Here is a 19620-nt window from a genome sequence, read left to right as displayed (position 1 = left end):
AACTTTTATAACTACAGGCGCATCCATTCGGCGGCAGGCGGTCTGCCACCGGCACGGTGCGAAGCTTCACTTTTTTAAAAATTCGCCTTTGGGGTGTCCAGGTTTGCTTGACCACTACAGTGCCGCCCCGCACAGGGGCAACGCCAATAGACCACTAACAAATCAAGTAAAGGCCAACGCGGCACGCAAGCACACAGACAACCAACCCGCCGACCTGGCAAAAAACCACCCCCTAAGCAGCAACCAAAATCCCATCCACAAACCGAACAACACCCCGCTGCCGGGCAGCAAACGCCTCCCCGATCATCAACAAACTAGGCTGCGAAGCATCAACCCACCGCTGCGCCTCCCCAGCAGCAAGCGCCTCGAGCGTCAAACTCAGCGTCCGCTCCCGCTCGGTGCTGCAAGCCTCGACAATCGCCACAGGCGTGGAAACCGGCTTCCCAGCATCAATCAACTGCTGCGCAATCTCAACCCCACTATCCCGGCCCATATAAAACACGAGCGAATCGGCATTCACCTGCTCGCGAATCTCCGCAGACCCCGGCGCCCGGCTAAAAGTAGCCAACGCAACACTGCGCGACACACCCCGCAGCGTCAGCGACCGCTTCAACGAAGCCGCACTCGCCAGCGCGGCGGTAATCCCAGGCACCACCTCGTACTCGATGCCCGCCGCTTCCAGCGCCCTCATCTCTTCATCGGCGCGTCCGAACAACATCGGATCGCCGCCCTTCAGACGCACGACAACGTCGTGCTCCAAAGCGGCATCCACGATCTGCTTGTTGATGAACTGCTGCGCCGTCGACAACTGCCCGCAGCGCTTGCCCACCGCAATCCGCCGTGCGTGGGAAGGCGCATAGTCGAGCATCGCCGGCTCGACCAGCGCGTCATGCAGCACGATGTCAGCGGCGCCGAGCAGCCGCGCGCCACGCACCGTAATCAGGTCCGCGGCACCCGGCCCCGCGCCGATCAGATAAACCTTACCCATTTGCATCAACCTGTTCGTTAGGGCGTCCACGGTGCATGGCAACGCGCCATGCGCCTGTTACGCCGAAAACGCACGGATCATCCCGGCCGCGACCGTGTGATGCGTCGCTTCGTCGATCAGCACGAATGCGCCCGTGCCCTGATGCGTGTCGTACACATCGCACACCAGCGGTTTTTGCAACGTCAGCGCGACGCGGCCGATGTCGTTCATCGCCAGTTCCTTGCGGTCGGTCGCCTGCGACAGCGTATGCACGTCGAGCACTTCCTTGATCGCGCCGATGCGCGCGAACACCGTATTGGTGGTCTGCTTCAACAGATACTTGCGCTGCGTCGACAGCGGCGTGTCGTCGAACCAGCACAGGTCGGCTTCCAGCTTCTTCGCCGGTTCGGGCGCGGCTTCGCGCAGCACGAAGGTATCGCCGCGCGACACGTCGACGTCCTCGGCCAGACGGATCGTGACCGTTTGACCGGCAAACGCGCGGTCCACTTGAGCGGTTCCGCCCACCACCGGCGCAATGATCTCGGCCACCGTGGCTTCACGGTTCGCCGGCAGCACGACGATGGTATCGCCGACCTTCACTTCGCCCGCTTCGACACGGCCCATGTAGCCGCGGAAATCGTCGGCCTGGCTGCCGTCCTGACGCGCGACCCATTGCACCGGGAAACGCAGCGCCTGGCCCGTCGGAATCTCGACCGGCAACGCCTCGAGCAAATCCAGCAGCGGCTCGCCCGCATACCACGGCATGCTTTCGCTCGCCGTCACGATGTTGTCGCCCTTGAGCGCCGACACCGGCACGAAGCGCACGTCGTTCAGACCCAACTGACGCGCGAGTTCGACATACGCGTCGCGAATCTCGTTGAAGCGCGTCTCGCTGTAGTCGACCAGATCCATCTTGTTGATCGCGACGATCGCATGCTGCAAGCCGAGCAGTTTGACGAGCGCGCTATGGCGCTTGGTTTGCGGCAGCAACTGCGCCACGCCGTCGACGAAGGTCACGCGCGTCGCGTCGACCAGGATGATCGCCGCATGCGCGGTCGATGCGCCCGTCACCATGTTGCGCGTGTACTGCTCGTGGCCCGGCGTATCGGCGATGATGAACTTGCGCTTCGCAGTGGCGAAGTAACGGTACGCGACGTCGATCGTGATGCCCTGTTCGCGTTCGGCTTCGAGGCCGTCGGTCAGCAGCGACAGATCGATTTCGTCGCCGACGGTACGCTTGTTCTTCGCGCGCGACAGCGCCGAAAGCTGGTCGCTCAAGACAGCCTTGCTGTCGTACAGCAGGCGCCCGATCAACGTGCTCTTGCCGTCGTCGACGCTGCCCGCGGTGATGAAACGCAGCACGCCGAGGTCTTCTGGTTGATGAATACCGCTCATGATTGCCTTATCCTCGTGTGCTTAGAAATAACCTTGCTTCTTACGCTGTTCCATCGCGGCTTCGGAAACCTGATCGTCCATCCGCGTCGCGCCGCGTTCCGTGATTTCGGTCACGGCCGTTTCGGCGATGATCTTCTCGAGATCGTCGGCATCGCTTTCCACCGGGCACGTGCAGCTAATGTCGCCGACGGTACGAAAACGCACCAGCGCGGTTTCGCTGGTCTCGCCCTCACGCATCGGCGTGAGCGGCGTGACCGGCACGAGCAAGCCGTTGCGGCGCACGATCTCGCGCTGATGCGCGTAATAGATCGACGGCAATTCGAGCTGTTCGCGAGCGATGTACTGCCACACGTCGAGTTCGGTCCAGTTCGAGATCGGGAACACGCGCAGGTGTTCGCCGTTGTGCAGGCGCGCGTTGTAGAGGCTCCACAATTCCGGGCGCTGCGCCTTCGGGTCCCATTGGCCGAATTCGTCGCGGAACGAGAAGATCCGCTCTTTCGCACGGGCCTTTTCCTCATCGCGGCGCGCGCCGCCGATCAGCGCGGTATAGCCGTGCTGTTCGATGGTTTCGAGCAGCGTGACGGCTTGCGCGGCGTTGCGCGAATCCGTTTCGCGGCGCAGACGCACCGTGCCGCGCTTGATCGAATCCTCGACGTGACCCACCACCAGTTCCGCGCCGATCTCCGCCGCGCGACGATCGCGGAAGTCGATCACTTCGTCGTAGTTGTGACCGGTGTCGATATGCACGAGCGGGAACGGCAGCACGGTCTTGCGATTCGCGCCGATGCCGAAGGCCTTCAGCGCGAGGTGCAGCACCACGACCGAATCCTTGCCGCCCGAGAACAGCAGCGCGGGCTTGCTGCATTCGGCGACCAGTTCGCGCAGGATGTGAATCGACTCGGCTTCGAGCCAATCGAGGTGATCCATCCGGTTCGCCGTATTGGCAAGCGGAGCGTTGATAGTGGAATCGAGCGTGCTGCTCATGTTTGGGTCCTTCGTTGATTCGCTTGACCGAGCGGTTGCTCGCCGAAGCGGAAGTATTCAAATCGGTATCTGCGGCGTCCAAACCCAAAACCCGGGCCTGGCGCGCCTGAATGCTTTATGCCGAAGCGTTCTCGCTGCTGCCAACGGGAATCGGCGTGATCGTCGTGATGTGCAGTCCGCATTCCTTCGTGTCGCGCGACTCCCACCACCAGCGCCCTGCCCGGCTGTCCTCGCCGGGACGGATCGCACGCGTGCAAGGCTCGCAACCGATGCTCGGATAACCGCGCGCATGCAGCGGATTGACCGGCACGTCGAACGCTTTCAGATAAGCCCACACGTCGGCTTCCGTCCAGTCCGTCAACGGATTGAACTTGGCGATGTTGCGCGCCGCGTCGTGCTCTTCCTCGTGCAACTCCGCACGCGTCACCGACTGCTCGCGACGCTGCCCCGTCACCCATGCGCTGACGTCCGAGAGCGCGCGGTTCAGCGGCTCGACCTTGCGGATTTCACAGCAGCGCTTGCGCAGGTCGACGCTTTCGTAAAACGCGTTCAGACCGTGCGAGTTCACGTATTCCTCGACCGCGGCGGCTTGCGGATGAAACTGTTCGATCTCGTAGCCATAGCGCTCTTTCACGCGATCGAGCATGCCAAGCGTTTCCGCATGCAAACGGCCCGTGTTCAGCGAGAAGATGCCGATCTTCACGCCACGCGACAGAATCGCGTGCGTGAGCAGCATGTCCTCGGCGGCGAGGCTGCTGGCGAGCTTCACGTTCGCGTGGCGCGCGGCGATCGAATCGAGCAGCGCATCGAGGCGCTCGACCTTCGCGGCGAGTTCCGGCGTGAGCGATTGCGCGGTGCTCATGCCGGGACCTTTTGCGTAGCGGCGGCGGCCGACGCATCGGCGCCACGGCGGCGAAACAGCGGCGACGGATTGTCGACCGCGCCCTGGTACTGCACGCTGAATTCGTCGAATGCCTTCAACGCGTCGTCGAGGTCCTTGTCCGCGCGCAGCGCATACGCATCGAAGCCGCAGCGGAACATGAACGTGAGCTGATCGCGCAGCACGTCGCCGATCGCGCGCAACTCGCCCTTGTAGCCATGACGTTCGCGCAACAGGCGGCCGATGCTGTAGCCGCGGCCATCGCGGAACACCGGGAAGTCCACGCCGATCAGCGCGATCTTGTCGAAGTCGCCGGCGATGTCCGCCGGTTCGCTGTCCGGCGCGAGCCACACGCCGATTTCAGCCGCGCCGCGCGAAGCGCTCAGCGCGTCGCGCTCCGCCTGCCACAACGCGAGCGGCACCAGCACCTTGCCGGCGGGCAATGCGTTCACCGTCGGCAGCGTGCCGTCTTCAGCGGCGCGCACCACCGTCCAGTCATCGTTGACAATTGCGCGGTTCTTGATGATAGAAGCCATCTGTTCAGTATCCTTTGCGCGGTTACGCGTGAGCCGGTTGACGCGACGCGTACACGCGTTCCTTGAACGGGGTGATGCCGATGCGGTTGTACGTTTCGATGAAGCGCTCGCCTTCGTGGCGGTTCTCGACGAACGTATCGATCACCTTGCTCATCACGTCCGGCATTTCTTCCGCCGAGAACGACGGGCCGATCACGCGGCCGAGGTGCGCGCCGGTGGCGCCCGTGCCCTGCTCGCCGCCGAGCGTCACCTGATACCACTCCGAGCCGTCCTTATCGACGCCCAGAATGCCGATGTTGCCGACGTGGTGGTGACCGCAAGCGTTGATGCAGCCCGAGATATTCAGCGAGACGTCGCCCAGGTCGTACACGTAGTCGAGATCGTTGAAACGTTCCTGGATCGCCAGCGCGATCGGAATCGACTTCGCGTTCGCGAGCGAGCAGAAATCGCCGCCGGGGCACGCGATGATGTCGGTCAGCAAGCCGATGTTCGGTGTCGCGAAACCTTGCGCCTTGGCTTTTTCCCACAGCGCGAACAGGTCGCGCTTCTTCACGTTCGCGAGAATCAGGTTCTGTTCGTGCGACACGCGGATTTCGCCGAACGAATATTCGTCGGCCCAATCGGCGACCGCTTCCATTTGCGTGTCGGTGGCGTCGCCCGGAGCGATCGTGGTCGGCTTGAGCGACAGCGTCACCGACGCATACCCCTCGACCTTGTGCGGACGCACGTTGCGCTCGACCCAGCGCGCGAACGCGCGGTTTTCCAGCAGGTGTTTTTCGAACGACGCGTCGGTGTCCGGCAGCTTTTCGTAGACGGGCGGCTTGAAGTATTGCGACACGCGGTCCACTTCCGCTTGCGTGAGCGTGGAAGGACCGTCCTTCAGGTGCTGCCATTCTTCCTCGACCTGCGCCGAGAATTTTTCCGGCGACAGCGCCTTCACGAGAATCTTGATGCGCGCCTTGTACATGTTGTCGCGGCGGCCATAGCGGTTGTACACGCGCAGCACGGCTTCGCAGTACGTCAGCAGATGCTGCCAGGGCAAATCGCGGCGGATGATCGCGCCGACGATCGGCGTGCGGCCCAGGCCGCCGCCGGCCAGAATGTCGGCCACCAGTTCGCCCTGCGCGTTTTTCCTCAGATACACGCCGAGGTCGTGAACCTGCACGGCGGCGCGGTCTTCCCGCGAACCCGAGACGGCGATCTTGAACTTGCGCGGCAACCACGCGAACTCAGGATGGAACGTCGACCATTGGCGCAGGATTTCCGCCCACGGACGCGGATCGACCACTTCGTCCGGTGCGACGCCGGCGAACTGATCCGCCGTGATGTTGCGGATGCAGTTGCCCGAGGTCTGAATGCCGTGCATCTGCACCGCGGCGAGCTTGCGCAGGATTTCCGGCGTTTCCTCGAGCTTGATCCAGTTGTACTGGATGTTCGAGCGCGTCGAGAAATGGCCGTAGCCGCGGTCGTGTTCACGCGCGATCTGGGCCAGCACGCGCATCTGGTCGCTGCGCAGATTGCCGTACGGAATCGCGATGCGGTGCATGTAGGCGTGGCGCTGATAGTACAGGCCGTTCTGCAGACGCAGCGGACGAAACTCCTCTTCGCTCAATTCGCCCGACAAGCGGCGGCGAACCTGATCGGCGTACTGCGCGACCCGTTCATCGACGATGGTCTGGTCGTACTGATCGTATTGGTACATTCGGGGACCCCAATATTTTTGCGTGACACACGACGGTCCGGTTCCGCCGCGTCCTGAATTTCCGTTTGTCAGCAAGCGAGCGTCAGGGTTTAGACCCATCTCTCATTTGCTTATAACAAATACAGATATCCATATTGAAAAAGATGGACAGATCGTAATAAACTCGCCTTATATTTCAAACGACTAAAAAATTCTTTTGATATGCGGAGGGGTTATATGAACCTGCATCAATTCCGCTTCGTCCGCGAGGCTGTGCGGCAGAACTTCAATCTGACCGAAGCGGCCAAGGCACTGTATACAAGCCAGCCCGGCGTCTCCAAGGCGATCATCGAGCTGGAAGACGAACTGGGCGTGGAAATCTTCACCCGCCACGGCAAGCGCGTGCGCTCGCTCACCGAGCCGGGGCGCATTATCCTGCAGTCGGTCGAGAAAATCCTGCAGGAAGTCGAGAGCCTCAAGCGAGTCGGTAAGGATTACGCGGCGCAGGACCAGGGCAACCTCGTGATCGCCGCCACCCACACCCAGGCGCGCTACTCACTTCCGGCCGCCATCGCCGAATTCAAGAAGCGCTTCCCCAAGGTTCACCTTTCAATTCTGCAAGGTAGCCCGACCCAGGTGGCCGAGATGGTGATTCACGACCAGGCCGACCTCGCGATCGCCACCGAGGCCGTCGCCAACTATAAGGAACTGGTCTCGCTGCCCTGCTTCCAGTGGCACCACGTCGCCGTGATGCAGCCGGATCATCCGCTGCTCGACCGCAAACTTTTGTCGCTGGATGATCTGACCCAGTATCCGCTGATTACGTATGACAACGCGTTCGCGGGCCGCACCAAGATCAACGAGGCGTTCCGTCTGCGCGCGCTGCATCCCGACATCGTGCTGGAAGCCATCGACGCCGACGTGATCAAGACCTACGTGGAACTGGGTCTGGGCGTCGGCATCATGGCGGATATCGCCTTCAATGCCGAGCGCGACCGCCATTTGCGCGCGATGCCGGTCGGCCACCTGTTCGGCAGCAACGTCACGCGGGTCGCGCTGAAACAGGGCGCGTACCTGCGCAGCTATGTGTATACGCTCGTCGAACTGTTGTCGCCGAGCATGAACCGCAAGCTGATCGAACAGGCGCTGAAAGGCGAACACGAAACCTACGAACTTTGACCTCGCACGCTTCCCGCTACGGAGACCTTTCGATGACGTCGTATAAGAAAAAACTTGGCGGCCTCGCCGCGCTCGGCGCGCTGCTGCTCGCCAACGCCGCCCACGCGGACCTCAAGGTCGGCATCGATCTGTCGAGCACCGGTCCGGCCGCCGTGATCGGCATCACCAGCAAGAATGCGATGCTGATGTGGCCGGCCACGATCGCCGGCCAGAAAGCCGACTACATTTTCCTCGACGACGCCTCCGACCCCGGCGCCGCCGTGCGCAACATCCGCAAGCTGATCAACGAAGATCACGTCGACGTGATCGTCGGCCCGAACATCACGCCGGCGGCAATGGCCGCGCTCGACGCGGTCGCCGAAAGCCAGACGCCGATGATCACGCTGATCGGCTCGGCGAGCGTGGTCGAACCGCAGGAAGGCAAGAAGGTGTGGGCCCACAAGATGGCGCAGACCGACAGCGCGATGGCCGACGTGATGACGCGCTACATGTCGAACCACAACGTGAAAACGGTGGGCTTCATCGGTTTCGCGGACGGCTACGGCGAAAGCTGGCTCAACGAGTTCAGCAAGTTCGCCGCGCTGCGCCACATCCAACTGGTCGCCACCGAGCGCTATAACCGCACCGACGCGAGCGTCACCGGCCAGGTCCTCAAGCTGATGGCCGCCAAGCCCGACGCGATCCTGATCGCCGGCGCGGGCACGCCGACCGTGCTGCCGCAGCGCACGCTGATCGAGCGCGGCTTCAAGGGGCCGATCTATCAGACGCACGGCATCGCCACGCCCGAGTTCATCAAGCTGGGCGGCAAGGACGTCGAAGGCACGCTGTTCCCGACCCAGCCGGTGGTCGTTGCGCGCACCTTGCCGGCCGACCATCCGGCGAAGAAGGCGGCGCTCGCCTTCGCCAACGAGTACGAGGCGAAGTACGGGCCGGGCAGCGTGACGCAATTCGCGGGCGACGCGGCGGGCGTTTATCCGCGCCTTCAGGACGCGGTGGCGCGGGCGTTGAAAACCGCGCAACCGGGCACGCCGGCTTTTCGCATCGCCTTGCGCGACGAACTTGAGCGCGCGCATGAACTGGTCGTGCCGAACGGCGTGGTCAGCACGAGCGCCAAGGACCACGTCGGGCTGGACCAGCGCGCCAGCGTGATGGGCGCGATCAGGAACGGCAAGTTCGTCTATTTGAGCCAGTGAACGGGCGTCGCGCGAGGCACCGTGTACCATGCTGACGGCCGGCTTGCGGCGAACGCGGGCTCAGGCTGATTTGCCGATTCCGTGCGAGCGCGCGGCGCCTTTGCCGACAGGCAAAAGGCCGCCGCGCACCGCCAGTCCGTGAAGTCCGTCCCATCGCGCATGCTTAGAACCAGAAAACGCATTCTCATCGCCGCCGCCGTGGCCGTCGTGATCCTCGCGATCGCGATCGTCCAGGCCATCAGGAAGCGCGGCGCGCCCGCCGCCACCGCCACGGTCTCTTCCGTCGTCGAATTCGCCCCCGACGATCTCACCACGGTGAGCCGCCGCACGCTCTCCGAAACACTGCCGCTGACCGGCTCGCTGCGCGCCGTCACTCAGGCAGCGGTCAAATCCAAGGTGGCCGGCTCCGCGCTCGACGTGTTGGTGCGCGAGGGCGACGCGGTCAAGACCGGCCAGATTCTCGCGAAGATCGACGCCCGCGATTACGTGGCCCGCGCCGAGCAAAGCCGCGGCCAGATGGCGGCGATGGCCGGCCAGCTCGACATCGCCAGGCAGACGCTCGACAACAATCGCGTGCTGGTTGAAAAAGGCTTCATCTCGAAGAACGCGTTCGACACCGCGCAAAGCCAGTACGAGATCGCCCGCGCGAATCTGGATGCGGCGAGGGCCGCGCTGGCGTCGTCGAATCTCTCGCTGGCCGATACCGTGGTGCGCTCGCCGCTCGACGGGCAGATCGCCACGCGCTCGGTCGAGCCCGGCGAGAAAGTCGCCGTCGACACCAAGCTGTTCGATGTAGTCGATCTGCGCACGCTCGAACTCGAGGCGCCGGTGCCGGTCGGCGAGATCGGCCGCGTGCGGATCGGCCAGCCGGTGCGGATCGCTTTCGACGGCATCGAGACGCCCGTGCAAGGCGCGATCACGCGCATCAATCCCGCCGCGCAGGCCGGCTCGCGCTCGATCATGGTGTACGTGCAGGTCGCCAATCCGTCGGGCACGCTGCGGGTCGGCATGTTCGGCACCGGCACGATCGCGGTCGGCAGCCGGCCGAATGCGCTGGTGGTGCCCGTCACCGCCGTGCGCACCGACGGCGCGCGCCGCAGCGTCTATGCGCTCATCGACGGCAAGCTGGTCGAGCAGCCGGTGCGGACCGGCGTGAGCGGCGTGAGCAACGATGGCGAAGGCGCCGCGTGGACCGAAATCGTCGGCGGGCCGTTGGCGGTCGGCCAGCAGATCGTGAAGAACAATCTCGGCTCGTTGCGCATCGGCAGCACCGTGCGCGTGGTGCAGCCCGCTAAACCTGCTCTGCCGGCGCAAGCCGCGCCGCCAGCGGCCGGCGCTTCGGGCGCCAGCAGCCCGCGCTGACCGGAGCCCTCGCCCATGTGGTTCACGCGCATCAGCATCGGCAACCCGGTGCTCGCCACGATGATGATGATGGCGTTCGTCGTCATCGGTCTGTTTTCGTATCAGCGGCTGAAGGTCGACCAGTTTCCCGACATCACGTTTCCGGTCGTGGTGGTGCAGACCGCGTATCCGGGCGCGTCGCCCGAATCGGTCGAGTCGGACGTCACGCGCAAGATCGAGGAAGCGGTCAACACGATCAGCGGCATCGAGCAGATCACCTCGCGCTCGTATGACGCGCAGTCGGTGGTGATCGTGCAGTTCGATCTCGCGGTGGACGCGGTGCAGGCCGCGCAGGACGTGCGCGACAAGATCGCGCTGATCCGCCCCGATCTGCGCGACGGCGTGAAGGAGCCGCGCGTATTGCGCTACGACCCGGCGGATATGCCGATCGTCACGGTGGCCGTATCGAACGCGCCGGGCGCGTCGCTCTCCACGCGCGAGCTCACCACCGTCGCCGATCAGATCGTGAGGAAGCGGCTCGAAACCGTGCGCGGCGTCGGCTCGGTGTCGCTGGTGGGCGGCGTCAAGCGGCAAGTGCGGATCGACGTGAATCCGCAGAAGCTGCAGGCGCTCTCGATCGGCGTCGATCAGGTGATCCGCGCGGTGCAGAACGAGAATCAGGAGATTCCCGCCGGGCCGCTCACGTCGAGCCAGGTCGAGCAGACGGTGCAGGTCAAGGGCCGCTTCGAGAAGCCGGACGACTTCAGGCGGATCATCGTCGCGCGGCGCGGCGCGCAGTCGGCGATTCCAACGGCGTCGTCCGCCACGCAGCCGGTCACGCTCGATCAGGTCGCCGACGTGGTCGACGGTCAGCAGGAACCGGACAGCATGGGTCTGCTCAACGGGCAGCGCGCGTTGTTCCTGTCGGTCGTCAAGGCGCAGGGCGAGAACACGGTGGAGGTCGCGCAGGGCGTGGGCGCGGAAGTCGCGCGCCTGCAGCCGCAATTGCCGCCGGGCGTGAAGCTCAGCATCACCGACGACTCGTCGATCAACATCGAGGAAAGCGTGAACGAAGTGAAGCGCACCTTGCTCGAAGGCGCGTTGCTCACGGTGCTGATCGTGTTCCTGTTCCTCGGCTCGTGGCGCAGCACGGTGATTACCGGCCTCACGCTGCCGATCGCGCTGATCGGCACCTTCGCGGTGATGTACGCGTGCGGCTTCACGATCAACGTGATCACGCTGATGGCGCTATCGCTGTGCGTGGGCCTGTTGATCGACGACGCGATCGTGGTGCGCGAAAATATCGTGCGCCACGTGCAGCTCGGCGCGGACCATCGCACGGCCGCGCTCGACGGCACCAAGGAAATCGCGCTCGCCGTGCTGGCCACCACCTTTTCGATCGTCGCGGTGTTTTTGCCGGTGGGCTTCATGGGCGGCATCATCGGCCGCTTCTTCCATCAGTTCGGCATCACGGTGGCCGCCGCCGTGCTGATCTCGATGTTCGTGTCGTTCACGCTCGATCCGATGCTTTCGTCGATCTGGCCGGACCCCGATCTGCACGACGCGGACACGGGCCGCAAAGGCTACCGCTATGGCCGCTTCATCGAGCGTTGCCTGCACCTGTTCGATTCGCGGATCGATCAACTCACGACCTTCTATCAACGCCTGCTCGGCTGGTCGCTCAGACATCGCGCGCTCACGCTGATCGTGGCCGCGGCGACGTTTTTCGGCAGCCTGTTTCTGGTGCCGTTCGTCGGCACCGAGTTCGTGCCGAATGCGGACTTCTCCGAAACGCAGATCGGCTTGAACACGCCGGTGGGCACCTCGCTCGAAGCCACCTCGGAGAAAGTCAAACAGGTGCAGGCGATTCTCGCCGCCTATCCCGAAGTGCGCTTCACCTACGCGACGGTCAACTCCGGCAACACGCAGGGCAAGAACACCGCGCTCATCACCGTGCGGCTCAAGGAGCGGCGCGAGCGCACGCGCGGCATGGTCGAATTGAACCAGGTGTTTCGCGCGCGGCTCGCCTCGGTGGCGGGCGTATCGGTCACCGAGATCGGCGTGCCGGACGGCGCGGGCAGCACGAAGGCGATCCAGTTGAGTTTGCAGGGCGAGAACATCGACGAACTGCGCCGGCTCTCCGAAGCGGCTCAGGCGCGAATGGCGAAGATCGCCGGGCTGGTCGACCTCGATTCGAGCCTGAAGGCGGACAAGCCGATCGTCGCGATCAACGTGAAGCGCGAACTGGCGTCCGACCTCGGCGTGGGCGTGGCCGACATCGGCACCGCTTTGCGGCCGCTGCTCTCCGGCGATGCGATCAGCACCTGGCGCGCGCCCGACGACCAGGACTACGACGTGAGCGTGCGCCTGCCGCGCGCGCACCGCCAGGATGTGGACGATCTCGCGAAGCTGATGATCGCCACCAACCGCACCGACGCCAACGGCGCGCCGGTGCTGGTGCCGCTGCGCCAGATCGCGGACATCGTCACGACGACCGGCCCGGATGTGTTGAACCGGCGCGACCTGCAACGCGAGGTGATGCTGTCGGCGAACGTGAACGGCCGCTCGCCCGGCGACGTCGCTTCGGACATTGCGAGGACGCTCGACGCGATGCATCTGCCGGCGGGCTATCACTACCGTTTCGAAGGCTCGACCAAGAGCATGAACGAGTCGTTCGTGTATGCGGTGGAGGCGTTGGCGCTCGCGGTGATCTTCATCTATATGATTCTCGCGTCGCAGTTCGCGAGCTTCGCGCAGCCGCTCGCGATCATGGCGTCGCTGCCGCTCACGCTGATCGGCGTATTGATCGCGCTGCTGCTGTTCGGCAGCACGCTGAATATGTTCTCGATCATCGGCTTCGTGATGCTGATGGGGCTCGTCACCAAGAACGCGATCCTGCTGGTGGACTTCGCCAATCAGGCGCGGCGCGGCACGCTGCTCGACGCATCGGGCAAGGGCCGCAAGATGGAGCGGCGCGAGGCGCTGCTCGAAGCGGCGCGCGTGCGTCTGCGGCCGATTCTGATGACCACGCTGGCGATGATCTTCGGCATGCTGCCGCTCGCCGCCGCGCTCGGCGAAGGCGGCGAGCAACGCGGCCCGCTCGGGCAAACGGTGATCGGCGGGGTGATTACGTCGTCGATCTTGACGCTGGTGGTCGTGCCGGTGGTCTATACGGTGCTGGAGGATTGGGCGGATTGGCTGCGGCGTAAATTCCGCCGCAAGCTGCAAGCCGCGGTGAAGCGGTGAAGCGATGAAGCGATGACGCGCGGCCCCCGCCCCGCCCGCGCGAAATTGTTAAAGTAGTGATCTTTCCCCGATCAACGGTCCCCCATCATGCGCACCACCCGAGCCATCCACGCTGTCGAACGGTTGAAAACGCGCAGCGGCAACCCGCGGTTCGCCGCGATCAGCCTGTCGGGCGGCCTGTTCTATCTGGTCGACAAATCGGGCGGCGCGGACAAGAAAGTCTCCGATCCGCTCACGCTCGACGACTTCGTCAAATTCGTCGACGCTTACGGGCCGCCCAAACCGCGCAAGGCCAGCAAGCTCGATATCGCGTTCGAAGAGCAGATCAAGAAAAGCAAGGGCGGTTGAACGGCGAGGCGATAGTTTCAACGCTTCGCGACCGGCCGCTCCGTCTCTTTCAAGTTGCGCCGATTTCGCGCCACTGCCCATCCGCCGCACTGCTTGCCAGCACCGCGTCGATGAAACGCAAGCCGGCCACGCCATCTTCCACCGTCGTCAGCAGCAGGCTTTCAGCAGGCAGCGGGCGGCCTTCGTCCAACGCTTCGATCTGTAACGCCGCGTCCTTGTACAACTGCGCGAACGCTTCCAGATAACCTTCGGGATGCCCCGGCGGCACGCGTGTCGCGTGCGCCGCGATCGCGCTGGTCACGCGCGCTCGCGTCAGGCGCTCAGCGGAACCGCCGAGGGGCGTGAACCACAATGCGTTGGGATGCTCCTGATCGAAGACGAGGCTCGCCTTCGTTCCATACACGCGCAGACGCAACGCGTTTTCCGCGCCGCTCGCCACCTGGCTCGCCCACAGCATGCCGCGTGCGCCGTTCGAATAGCGCAGCATCGCCTGCACGTGATCGTCGATGCGGCGTCCGGGCACGAAGGTATGCAACTCGGCGGATAACGCGGAGGGCGTCATGCCGGTGACGAACGCGGCGAGATGATACGCATGCGTGCCGATATCGCCGAGACAGCCGGCCGGCCCCGCCAACGCGGGGTCCGTGCGCCAGCCGGCCTGCTTGTTCACCCCGCTCGTTTCTATCGGCTCGGCCAACCAGTCCTGCGCGTATTCCACTTGCACGACGCGCAGTTCGCCCAGTTCGCCGCGTTCGATCAGTTCACGCGCGTGACGCACGAGCGGATAACCGGAGTACGTATGCGTCAATGCGAACAGCTTGTTCTTCTCGCGAGCGAGCCTCGCCAACGCCTCGCCTTCGGCCAGCGAAATCGCCAGCGGCTTGTCGCACACCACGTGGATGCCCGCTTCGAGAAAAGCCGTTGCAACCGGCGCATGCAGGTGATTCGGCGTGACGATCGCGACGGCGTCGATCCCGTCGTCGCGCGCGGCTTCGGCGCGCGCCATCTCGTTCCAGTCCGCATAGCTGCGCGCGATCCCGGCCTCGGCGGCGCTTGCTTGCGCGCGCCGCGGATCGGACGACAACGCGCCCGCGACCAGTTCGAACCGGTCATCGAGCCGCGCCGCGATCCGATGCACCGCGCCGATAAACGCGCCCTGCCCGCCGCCGACCATGCCCAACCTGAGCCTTCTATATGGCATCGCTCCCGCTCCTGGTGATCGCTTGCAGTCCGGCCGAATCGCTAGCGGATGCCGAGCACGCGCTTCAATTGCGCCGCATCCACGCCGCTGCCCGCGAAGTCGTCGAAGGCATGCTCGGCCACGCGGATGATGTGCCGCCGGATGAACTCCGCGCCTTCGCGCGCGCCGTCGTGGGGATGCTTCAGCGCGCACTCCCATTCGAGCACCGCCCAGCCCGGAAAATCGTATTGCGCCATCTTCGAGAAGATCGCGCCGAAATCGATCTGCCCGTCGCCGAGCGATCTGAAGCGGCCCGCGCGCTCCACCCAGCCGCTGTATCCGCCATACACGCCCTGCTTGCCGTTCGGGCGAAACTCCGCGTCCTTCACATGAAACGCCTTGATGCGTTCGTGATAGATGTCGATGAACGCCAGGTAATCCAGTTGCTGCAGAACGAAATGGCTCGGGTCGTAGAGAATGTTGGCGCGCGGGTGTTGCTTCACGGCGTCGAGAAAGCGCTCGAACGTGATGCCGTCGTGCAGGTCCTCGCCCGGATGCAGTTCATAGCAGACGTCGACGCCGGCTGCGTCGAATGCATCGAGAATCGGCGACCAGCGGCGCGCGAGTTCGTCGAATGCGGCTTCGATCAAGCCTGCCGGACGCTGCGGCCAGGGATACAGATACGGCCACGCCAGCGCGCCCGAAAACGACACGTGCGTGTTCAAGCCCAGGCGCCGCGACGCCTGCGCCGCGAGCTTCATCTGCTCGACGGCCCACTGCGTGCGCGCGGCGGGATTGCCGCGCACATGCTCGGCGGCGAAGCCGTCGAATAACGCGTCGTAAGCGGGATGCACCGCGACCAGTTGCCCTTGCAGATGCGTCGACAATTCGGTGATCGTCACGCCCGCGTTTTCAGCGGTCTCGCGCAGTTCGTCGCAATACGTCTGACTCGCCGCCGCCTGTTCGAGATCGATCAGGCGCGCGTCGCACGGCACCTGAATGCCCTTGAAGCCGAGACTCGCGGCCCAACCCGCCAGATGCGCGAGACTGTCGAAGGGCACTTCGTCGCCCATGAACTGAGCCAGAAAGATCGCCGGGCCCTGGATGGTTTTCATTGTCTGGTTCCTCACACTTCGACGCGCTCGCCGCTCAGAACGGCGAGTCGGGGAAGTAGAACTGTTGCGCGTTTTCCTTCGTGATCAGCACCGATGGAATGATGGTGGTGGCCGGCAGCTTCTCGCCCTTGAGCCGCGCTTCGGCGGTGAGCTTGATCGCGTCGTAGATGAACTTCGGCGAATACGACACGTCGGCCTTGATCAGCGGCGCGCCGTCCATCACGTTCTTCACCATGCCTTTCGAGCCCGCGCCGCCGAACACGATCTTGATGTCGCTGCGCCTCGCCTGATCGATCGCCTTGATCACGCCGACGGCCATGTCGTCGTCGGCGGCCCACACCGCGTCGATGTGCTTGAAGCGCGTGAGGTAATCCTGCATCACCTTGAAGGCGTCGTCGCGATTCCAGTTCGCGTACTTGGCATCGAGGATCTTGATGTTCGGATAGGCCTTCAGCACGCCGGTGAACGCGGCCCAGCGCTCGTTGTCGAGCGTCGTCGGAATGCCGCGCAGCGCGACGATGTCGCCCTTGCCGTCGAGCGCTTTCGCCAGATATTCCGCGGGGATCCTGCCGAACGCGGTGTTGTCGCCGGCGACGTAGGCGTCCTGCGCGCTCTTGTCGGTCAAGCCACGGTCCACCACCGTCACGTAGATGCCCTTCTTCTTCACCTGCGCGACCGGCTGCGTGAGCGAGGCCGATTCGAACGGGAAAATCACCAGCGCGTTGATCTTGTTCACCGTCACGAGGTCCTGCAACTGGTTCGCCTGTTCCGGCGAGCCGGCCGCGGTTTTCACGATCACTTTCAGATCGGGATGCATTTTCTCCAGATCGGCTTTCGCCTTGTTCGCCCACCAGACGATGCCGCCCGTGAAGCCATGATCGGCCGTCGGAATCGCGACGCCCAGCGTGACTTTTTCCGCGGCGCGCGCCGTGCCGATACCGGCCACGCCCGCCGTACCCAGTACTCCCAACGCCAGCATGCCGGCGCCGACCGCTCGAATGATCCGCTTCATGGTTGTGTCTCCTATATTGAGGCGTTCGTGCGCCCCGGTTCTGGAATATGCCTGTATGTCACGCTGAAGCCACCACGACTACCGCCGTCCGCGCTGCACGAACGCGACGAAGATAATCACCACGCCCTGCACCGCCGCGTTCAGATACACGCTGATGATGCTGGTCAGATTCAGAATGTTCGCGATCACCGACAGCAGGACCGCGCCGATCACCGTGCCGACCACACGTCCCTCGCCGCCCTTCAACGCCGTGCCGCCGACCACCACCGAGGCGATCGCCTCGAGTTCCCATAGCAGGCCCGTGGTCGGCGTGGCCGAACCGAGCCGCGGCACGTAGAGCACCGTGGCGACGCCGACGCAAATGCCGAGCAGCACGTAGGTAACGATCTTCACCGTATCGACGCGAATCGCCGCATAGCGCGCGACCTGTTCGTTCGAACCGATCGCCTGCACGTGCCGGCCGAACGCGGTCCGATTGAGAATCAGCGCGCCGCCCGCCGCCACCACGAGGAACACCCAGATCGGCACCGGCACGCCGAACAGGCTCGCGTAATACACCGGCCCGTACAGATCGGAGAGCGAGTTGTCGAGCGTCAACGCGCCGCCGTCGGCGAGCCAGGTGAGCACCGCGCGAAAAATACCCAGCGTTCCCAGCGTGACGATGAACGGCTCGATCCGTCCTTTCGTGATCAGCAGCCCATGCGCGCAGCCGAACAACCCGCCGAGCAGCAGCGCGAATACGATGCCGAGCGTGACGATCGCGAGCGGCGCGAAGGTATGGCCGCCGAGGCCCGCGGCGAGCGCGTTCATCAGCCAGATCATGCTGCCCGCGATCAGCGCGGCCATCGAGCCGACCGACAGATCGATGCCGCCCGAAATGATCACGAAGGTCATGCCGACCGCGATGATGCCGATGAACGACGTGCGCGTGAGCACGTTCATCATGTTGTCGAGCGTCGCGAAATCGCGGTTGAGCAGCGTGCCGACGATGCACAGCGCGATCAAGCCGGCCAGCGGCCCGAGTGCGTACAGTCGATGCGCGAAGCGCAGCGCGCGGCCGGATTGCACGGCTTCAGTGGGTGCCGGTCGCATGGGCGATCAACTCCTCTTCGGTCAGATGTTCGAGCGTGAGCGTGGCTTGCAGACGCCCCGCGCGCATCACGGCGACGCGGTGGCACAAGCCGATCAGCTCGATCAGTTCGGATGAAATGACGATCACCGCGCGGCCTTGCGCGGCGAGACGATGAATCAGGAAATAGATGTCGCGTTTCGCGCCGACATCGACGCCGCGCGTCGGCTCGTCGAGCACGATCACGTTCGGGTCCGGCTGCAGGAACTTGGCGAGCGCGAGCTTCTGCTGATTGCCGCCGGAGAGCATGCGTGCGCGGCTCGACAGGTCGCCGGTGCGAATGCCGAATTCGCTCACGGCTTTCGTCAACGCCGCGCGGCCCGCCTTCAGATCGAGCAGCGGATGCGCGTAACGTTCGAGCGTCATCAGCGTGACGTTGTCCTGCAAGCTCAGGTTCACGTGCAGGCCCTTGCCCTTGCGGTCCTCGCTGAGATACGTGAGGCCGTGGCGCATCGCGTCGCGCGGGCTTGACAGATCGGCGCGGCGGCCGGCGATCTCGATGCGGCCCGCCGTGCGCTTGCGCAAACCGATGATCGCTTCGAACGCCTCGGTGCGGCCCGCGCCGACGAGGCCCGCAAAGCCCAGCACTTCGCCGGCGCGCACGTCGAAGCTCAGGTCGTCCACCCACTCCGGCACCGTGAGTCCTTGCACTCGCAACGCGATCGGCGCATCGGCCGAGACGGTGAGCTTGTCGGGGAACATGTCGGACACGTCGCGCCCCACCATCAGGTTCGCCATCTGCTGCCGCGCGAGCCCCGCCGTGGCGCCGCGCGCGACGAAGCGGCCGTCGCGCATCACGATCACTTCGTCGGTGATGCGCTCCACTTCGTCGAGCTTGTGCGAGATGTAGATGATGGTCACGCCGTCGGCCTTGAGCTTCGCCATCAGCGTGAAGAGCCGTTCGGTTTCGGAAGGCGTGAGCGTGGCGGTCGGCTCGTCCATGATGAGCAAACGCGCGCGCCGCGAGAGCGCCTTGGCGATCTCCACCATCTGCTTTTCGGCGACGATCAATTCGCGCACTTTGGTGTCGGGCGCTTTCTCCAGACCCACTTGCGCGAGATAACGCGTCGCCTCGGCACGCATCGCGGCGTCGTCGACGAACCAGCCGCGTGTTTTCTCGTGACCGAGGTACATGTTCTGCGCGATGGTCAGGTGCTCGGCGAGATTGAACTCCTGGTGAATCAGCACGATGCCTTGCGCTTGCGCCTCGCGCGAGCCGGTGAACCGCTGCGCGTGGCCGTCGATCAGCAAGCTGCCCGAGGTCGCCGTTTCATAGCCGGCGAGAATTTTCATCAGCGTCGATTTGCCCGCGCCGTTCTCGCCGAGCAGACCGTAGATGCGCCCCGGCGTCAGCTCGAAACTCACGCCGTGCAGTACACGCACCGGGCCGAAGTCTTTACGGATGTCGTCGAAACGAACGGCGAGGCTCATGAT

The 19620-nt window shown here is 64.3% G+C and carries 16 protein-coding genes; 5 read left to right on the top strand and 11 right to left on the bottom strand.

Going from position 1 to position 19620, the window contains the following annotated elements:
* Positions 1 to 232: 232 nt before the first annotated feature.
* The 6 genes from cobA to ACTJLC_RS25660 form a co-directional block, all read right to left on the bottom strand.
* Positions 233 to 988, bottom strand: coding sequence for a uroporphyrinogen-III C-methyltransferase (cobA, locus tag ACTJLC_RS25685; RefSeq protein ID WP_310136143.1), 756 nt, complete (start codon positions 986 to 988; stop codon positions 233 to 235).
* A gap of 57 nt (positions 989 to 1045) precedes the next feature.
* The gene (locus ACTJLC_RS25680) at positions 1046 to 2362 is read right to left on the bottom strand and encodes a sulfate adenylyltransferase subunit 1 (protein WP_073431709.1); all 1317 of its coding nucleotides are present in this window, start codon (positions 2360 to 2362) and stop codon (positions 1046 to 1048) included.
* A gap of 21 nt (positions 2363 to 2383) precedes the next feature.
* Positions 2384 to 3346, bottom strand: a complete 963-nt coding sequence (gene cysD / locus ACTJLC_RS25675; RefSeq protein ID WP_073431708.1) for a sulfate adenylyltransferase subunit CysD — start codon at positions 3344 to 3346, stop codon at positions 2384 to 2386.
* Between the two features lie 115 nt (positions 3347 to 3461).
* Positions 3462 to 4208 (bottom strand): phosphoadenylyl-sulfate reductase, encoded by a 747-nt coding sequence (locus ACTJLC_RS25670; protein ID WP_073431707.1) that lies wholly within the window; start codon positions 4206 to 4208, stop codon positions 3462 to 3464.
* Positions 4205 to 4762 (bottom strand): DUF934 domain-containing protein, encoded by a 558-nt coding sequence (locus tag ACTJLC_RS25665; RefSeq protein WP_310136142.1) that lies wholly within the window; start codon positions 4760 to 4762, stop codon positions 4205 to 4207. The genes ACTJLC_RS25670 and ACTJLC_RS25665 overlap by 4 nt, the downstream gene beginning before the upstream one ends.
* Before the next feature lie 22 nt (positions 4763 to 4784).
* Positions 4785 to 6464 carry a nitrite/sulfite reductase gene (locus ACTJLC_RS25660; protein WP_310136140.1) on the bottom strand — a complete coding sequence of 560 codons (1680 nt, stop codon included), beginning with the start codon at positions 6462 to 6464 and terminating at the stop codon, positions 4785 to 4787.
* A gap of 216 nt (positions 6465 to 6680) precedes the next feature.
* Here ACTJLC_RS25660 and ACTJLC_RS25655 point away from each other — a divergent pair, with 216 nt between their 5' ends.
* The 5 genes from ACTJLC_RS25655 (at position 6681) to ACTJLC_RS25635 (ending at position 13750) form a co-directional block, all read left to right on the top strand.
* The gene (locus tag ACTJLC_RS25655) at positions 6681 to 7622 is read left to right on the top strand and encodes a CysB family HTH-type transcriptional regulator (RefSeq protein ID WP_073431704.1); all 942 of its coding nucleotides are present in this window, start codon (positions 6681 to 6683) and stop codon (positions 7620 to 7622) included.
* 32 nt (positions 7623 to 7654) lie between these two features.
* Positions 7655 to 8815, top strand: a complete 1161-nt coding sequence (locus tag ACTJLC_RS25650; RefSeq protein ID WP_310136139.1) for an ABC transporter substrate-binding protein — start codon at positions 7655 to 7657, stop codon at positions 8813 to 8815.
* Positions 8816 to 8974: 159 nt separating this feature from the next.
* Positions 8975 to 10177, top strand: coding sequence for an efflux RND transporter periplasmic adaptor subunit (locus ACTJLC_RS25645; RefSeq protein WP_310136137.1), 1203 nt, complete (start codon positions 8975 to 8977; stop codon positions 10175 to 10177).
* Positions 10178 to 10192: 15 nt separating this feature from the next.
* On the top strand, positions 10193 to 13402 hold the full coding sequence (locus ACTJLC_RS25640) for an efflux RND transporter permease subunit (RefSeq protein ID WP_114161997.1): 3210 nt from the start codon (positions 10193 to 10195) through the stop codon (positions 13400 to 13402).
* Positions 13403 to 13489: 87 nt separating this feature from the next.
* A complete protein-coding gene (locus ACTJLC_RS25635) occupies positions 13490 to 13750 on the top strand; it encodes a hypothetical protein (protein WP_073431701.1) in 261 nt (86 codons plus the stop codon).
* A 49-nt stretch (positions 13751 to 13799) separates the two neighbouring features.
* On the opposite strand, the gene ACTJLC_RS25630 is transcribed toward ACTJLC_RS25635, so the two are convergent.
* From ACTJLC_RS25630 to ACTJLC_RS25610, 5 genes are all read right to left on the bottom strand, one after another.
* Positions 13800 to 14951, bottom strand: coding sequence for a Gfo/Idh/MocA family protein (locus ACTJLC_RS25630; protein WP_310136135.1), 1152 nt, complete (start codon positions 14949 to 14951; stop codon positions 13800 to 13802).
* A gap of 41 nt (positions 14952 to 14992) precedes the next feature.
* On the bottom strand, positions 14993 to 16045 hold the full coding sequence (locus ACTJLC_RS25625; protein WP_073431699.1) for a sugar phosphate isomerase/epimerase family protein: 1053 nt from the start codon (positions 16043 to 16045) through the stop codon (positions 14993 to 14995).
* A gap of 34 nt (positions 16046 to 16079) precedes the next feature.
* Entirely contained in the window at positions 16080 to 17057 is a 978-nt protein-coding gene (locus tag ACTJLC_RS25620) for a substrate-binding domain-containing protein (protein ID WP_073431698.1), read from the bottom strand.
* Between the two features lie 78 nt (positions 17058 to 17135).
* Positions 17136 to 18149: an ABC transporter permease gene (locus tag ACTJLC_RS25615; protein ID WP_073431697.1), complete on the bottom strand. Its 1014-nt coding sequence runs from the start codon at positions 18147 to 18149 to the stop codon at positions 17136 to 17138.
* A complete protein-coding gene (locus ACTJLC_RS25610; RefSeq protein WP_310136131.1) occupies positions 18130 to 19617 on the bottom strand; it encodes a sugar ABC transporter ATP-binding protein in 1488 nt (495 codons plus the stop codon). The genes ACTJLC_RS25615 and ACTJLC_RS25610 overlap by 20 nt, the downstream gene beginning before the upstream one ends.
* Positions 19618 to 19620 lie beyond the last annotated feature (3 nt).

This window comes from Paraburkholderia sp. 22099 (assembly GCF_052045835.1).
Lineage (GTDB): Bacteria > Pseudomonadota > Gammaproteobacteria > Burkholderiales > Burkholderiaceae > Paraburkholderia > Paraburkholderia terricola.
The sequence above is the reverse complement of the archived record's forward strand: the minus strand, read 5'-3'. Positions and strand labels throughout refer to the sequence as shown.

Coding starts and splice junctions, on each gene's coding strand:
- ACTJLC_RS25640 (WP_114161997.1), top strand. CDS start 10,193: ATGTGGTTCACGCGCATCAGCATCGGCAACCCGGTGCTCGCCACGATG.
- ACTJLC_RS25670 (WP_073431707.1), bottom strand. CDS start 4,208: ATGAGCACCGCGCAATCGCTCACGCCGGAACTCGCCGCGAAGGTCGAG.
- ACTJLC_RS25645 (WP_310136137.1), top strand. CDS start 8,975: ATGCTTAGAACCAGAAAACGCATTCTCATCGCCGCCGCCGTGGCCGTC.
- ACTJLC_RS25615 (WP_073431697.1), bottom strand. CDS start 18,149: ATGCGACCGGCACCCACTGAAGCCGTGCAATCCGGCCGCGCGCTGCGC.
- ACTJLC_RS25665 (WP_310136142.1), bottom strand. CDS start 4,762: ATGGCTTCTATCATCAAGAACCGCGCAATTGTCAACGATGACTGGACG.
- ACTJLC_RS25630 (WP_310136135.1), bottom strand. CDS start 14,951: ATGCCATATAGAAGGCTCAGGTTGGGCATGGTCGGCGGCGGGCAGGGC.
- ACTJLC_RS25635 (WP_073431701.1), top strand. CDS start 13,490: ATGCGCACCACCCGAGCCATCCACGCTGTCGAACGGTTGAAAACGCGC.
- ACTJLC_RS25650 (WP_310136139.1), top strand. CDS start 7,655: ATGACGTCGTATAAGAAAAAACTTGGCGGCCTCGCCGCGCTCGGCGCG.
- cobA (WP_310136143.1), bottom strand. CDS start 988: ATGGGTAAGGTTTATCTGATCGGCGCGGGGCCGGGTGCCGCGGACCTG.
- cysD (WP_073431708.1), bottom strand. CDS start 3,346: ATGAGCAGCACGCTCGATTCCACTATCAACGCTCCGCTTGCCAATACG.
- ACTJLC_RS25610 (WP_310136131.1), bottom strand. CDS start 19,617: ATGAGCCTCGCCGTTCGTTTCGACGACATCCGTAAAGACTTCGGCCCG.
- ACTJLC_RS25620 (WP_073431698.1), bottom strand. CDS start 17,057: ATGAAGCGGATCATTCGAGCGGTCGGCGCCGGCATGCTGGCGTTGGGA.
- ACTJLC_RS25660 (WP_310136140.1), bottom strand. CDS start 6,464: ATGTACCAATACGATCAGTACGACCAGACCATCGTCGATGAACGGGTC.
- ACTJLC_RS25625 (WP_073431699.1), bottom strand. CDS start 16,045: ATGAAAACCATCCAGGGCCCGGCGATCTTTCTGGCTCAGTTCATGGGC.
- ACTJLC_RS25680 (WP_073431709.1), bottom strand. CDS start 2,362: ATGAGCGGTATTCATCAACCAGAAGACCTCGGCGTGCTGCGTTTCATC.
- ACTJLC_RS25655 (WP_073431704.1), top strand. CDS start 6,681: ATGAACCTGCATCAATTCCGCTTCGTCCGCGAGGCTGTGCGGCAGAAC.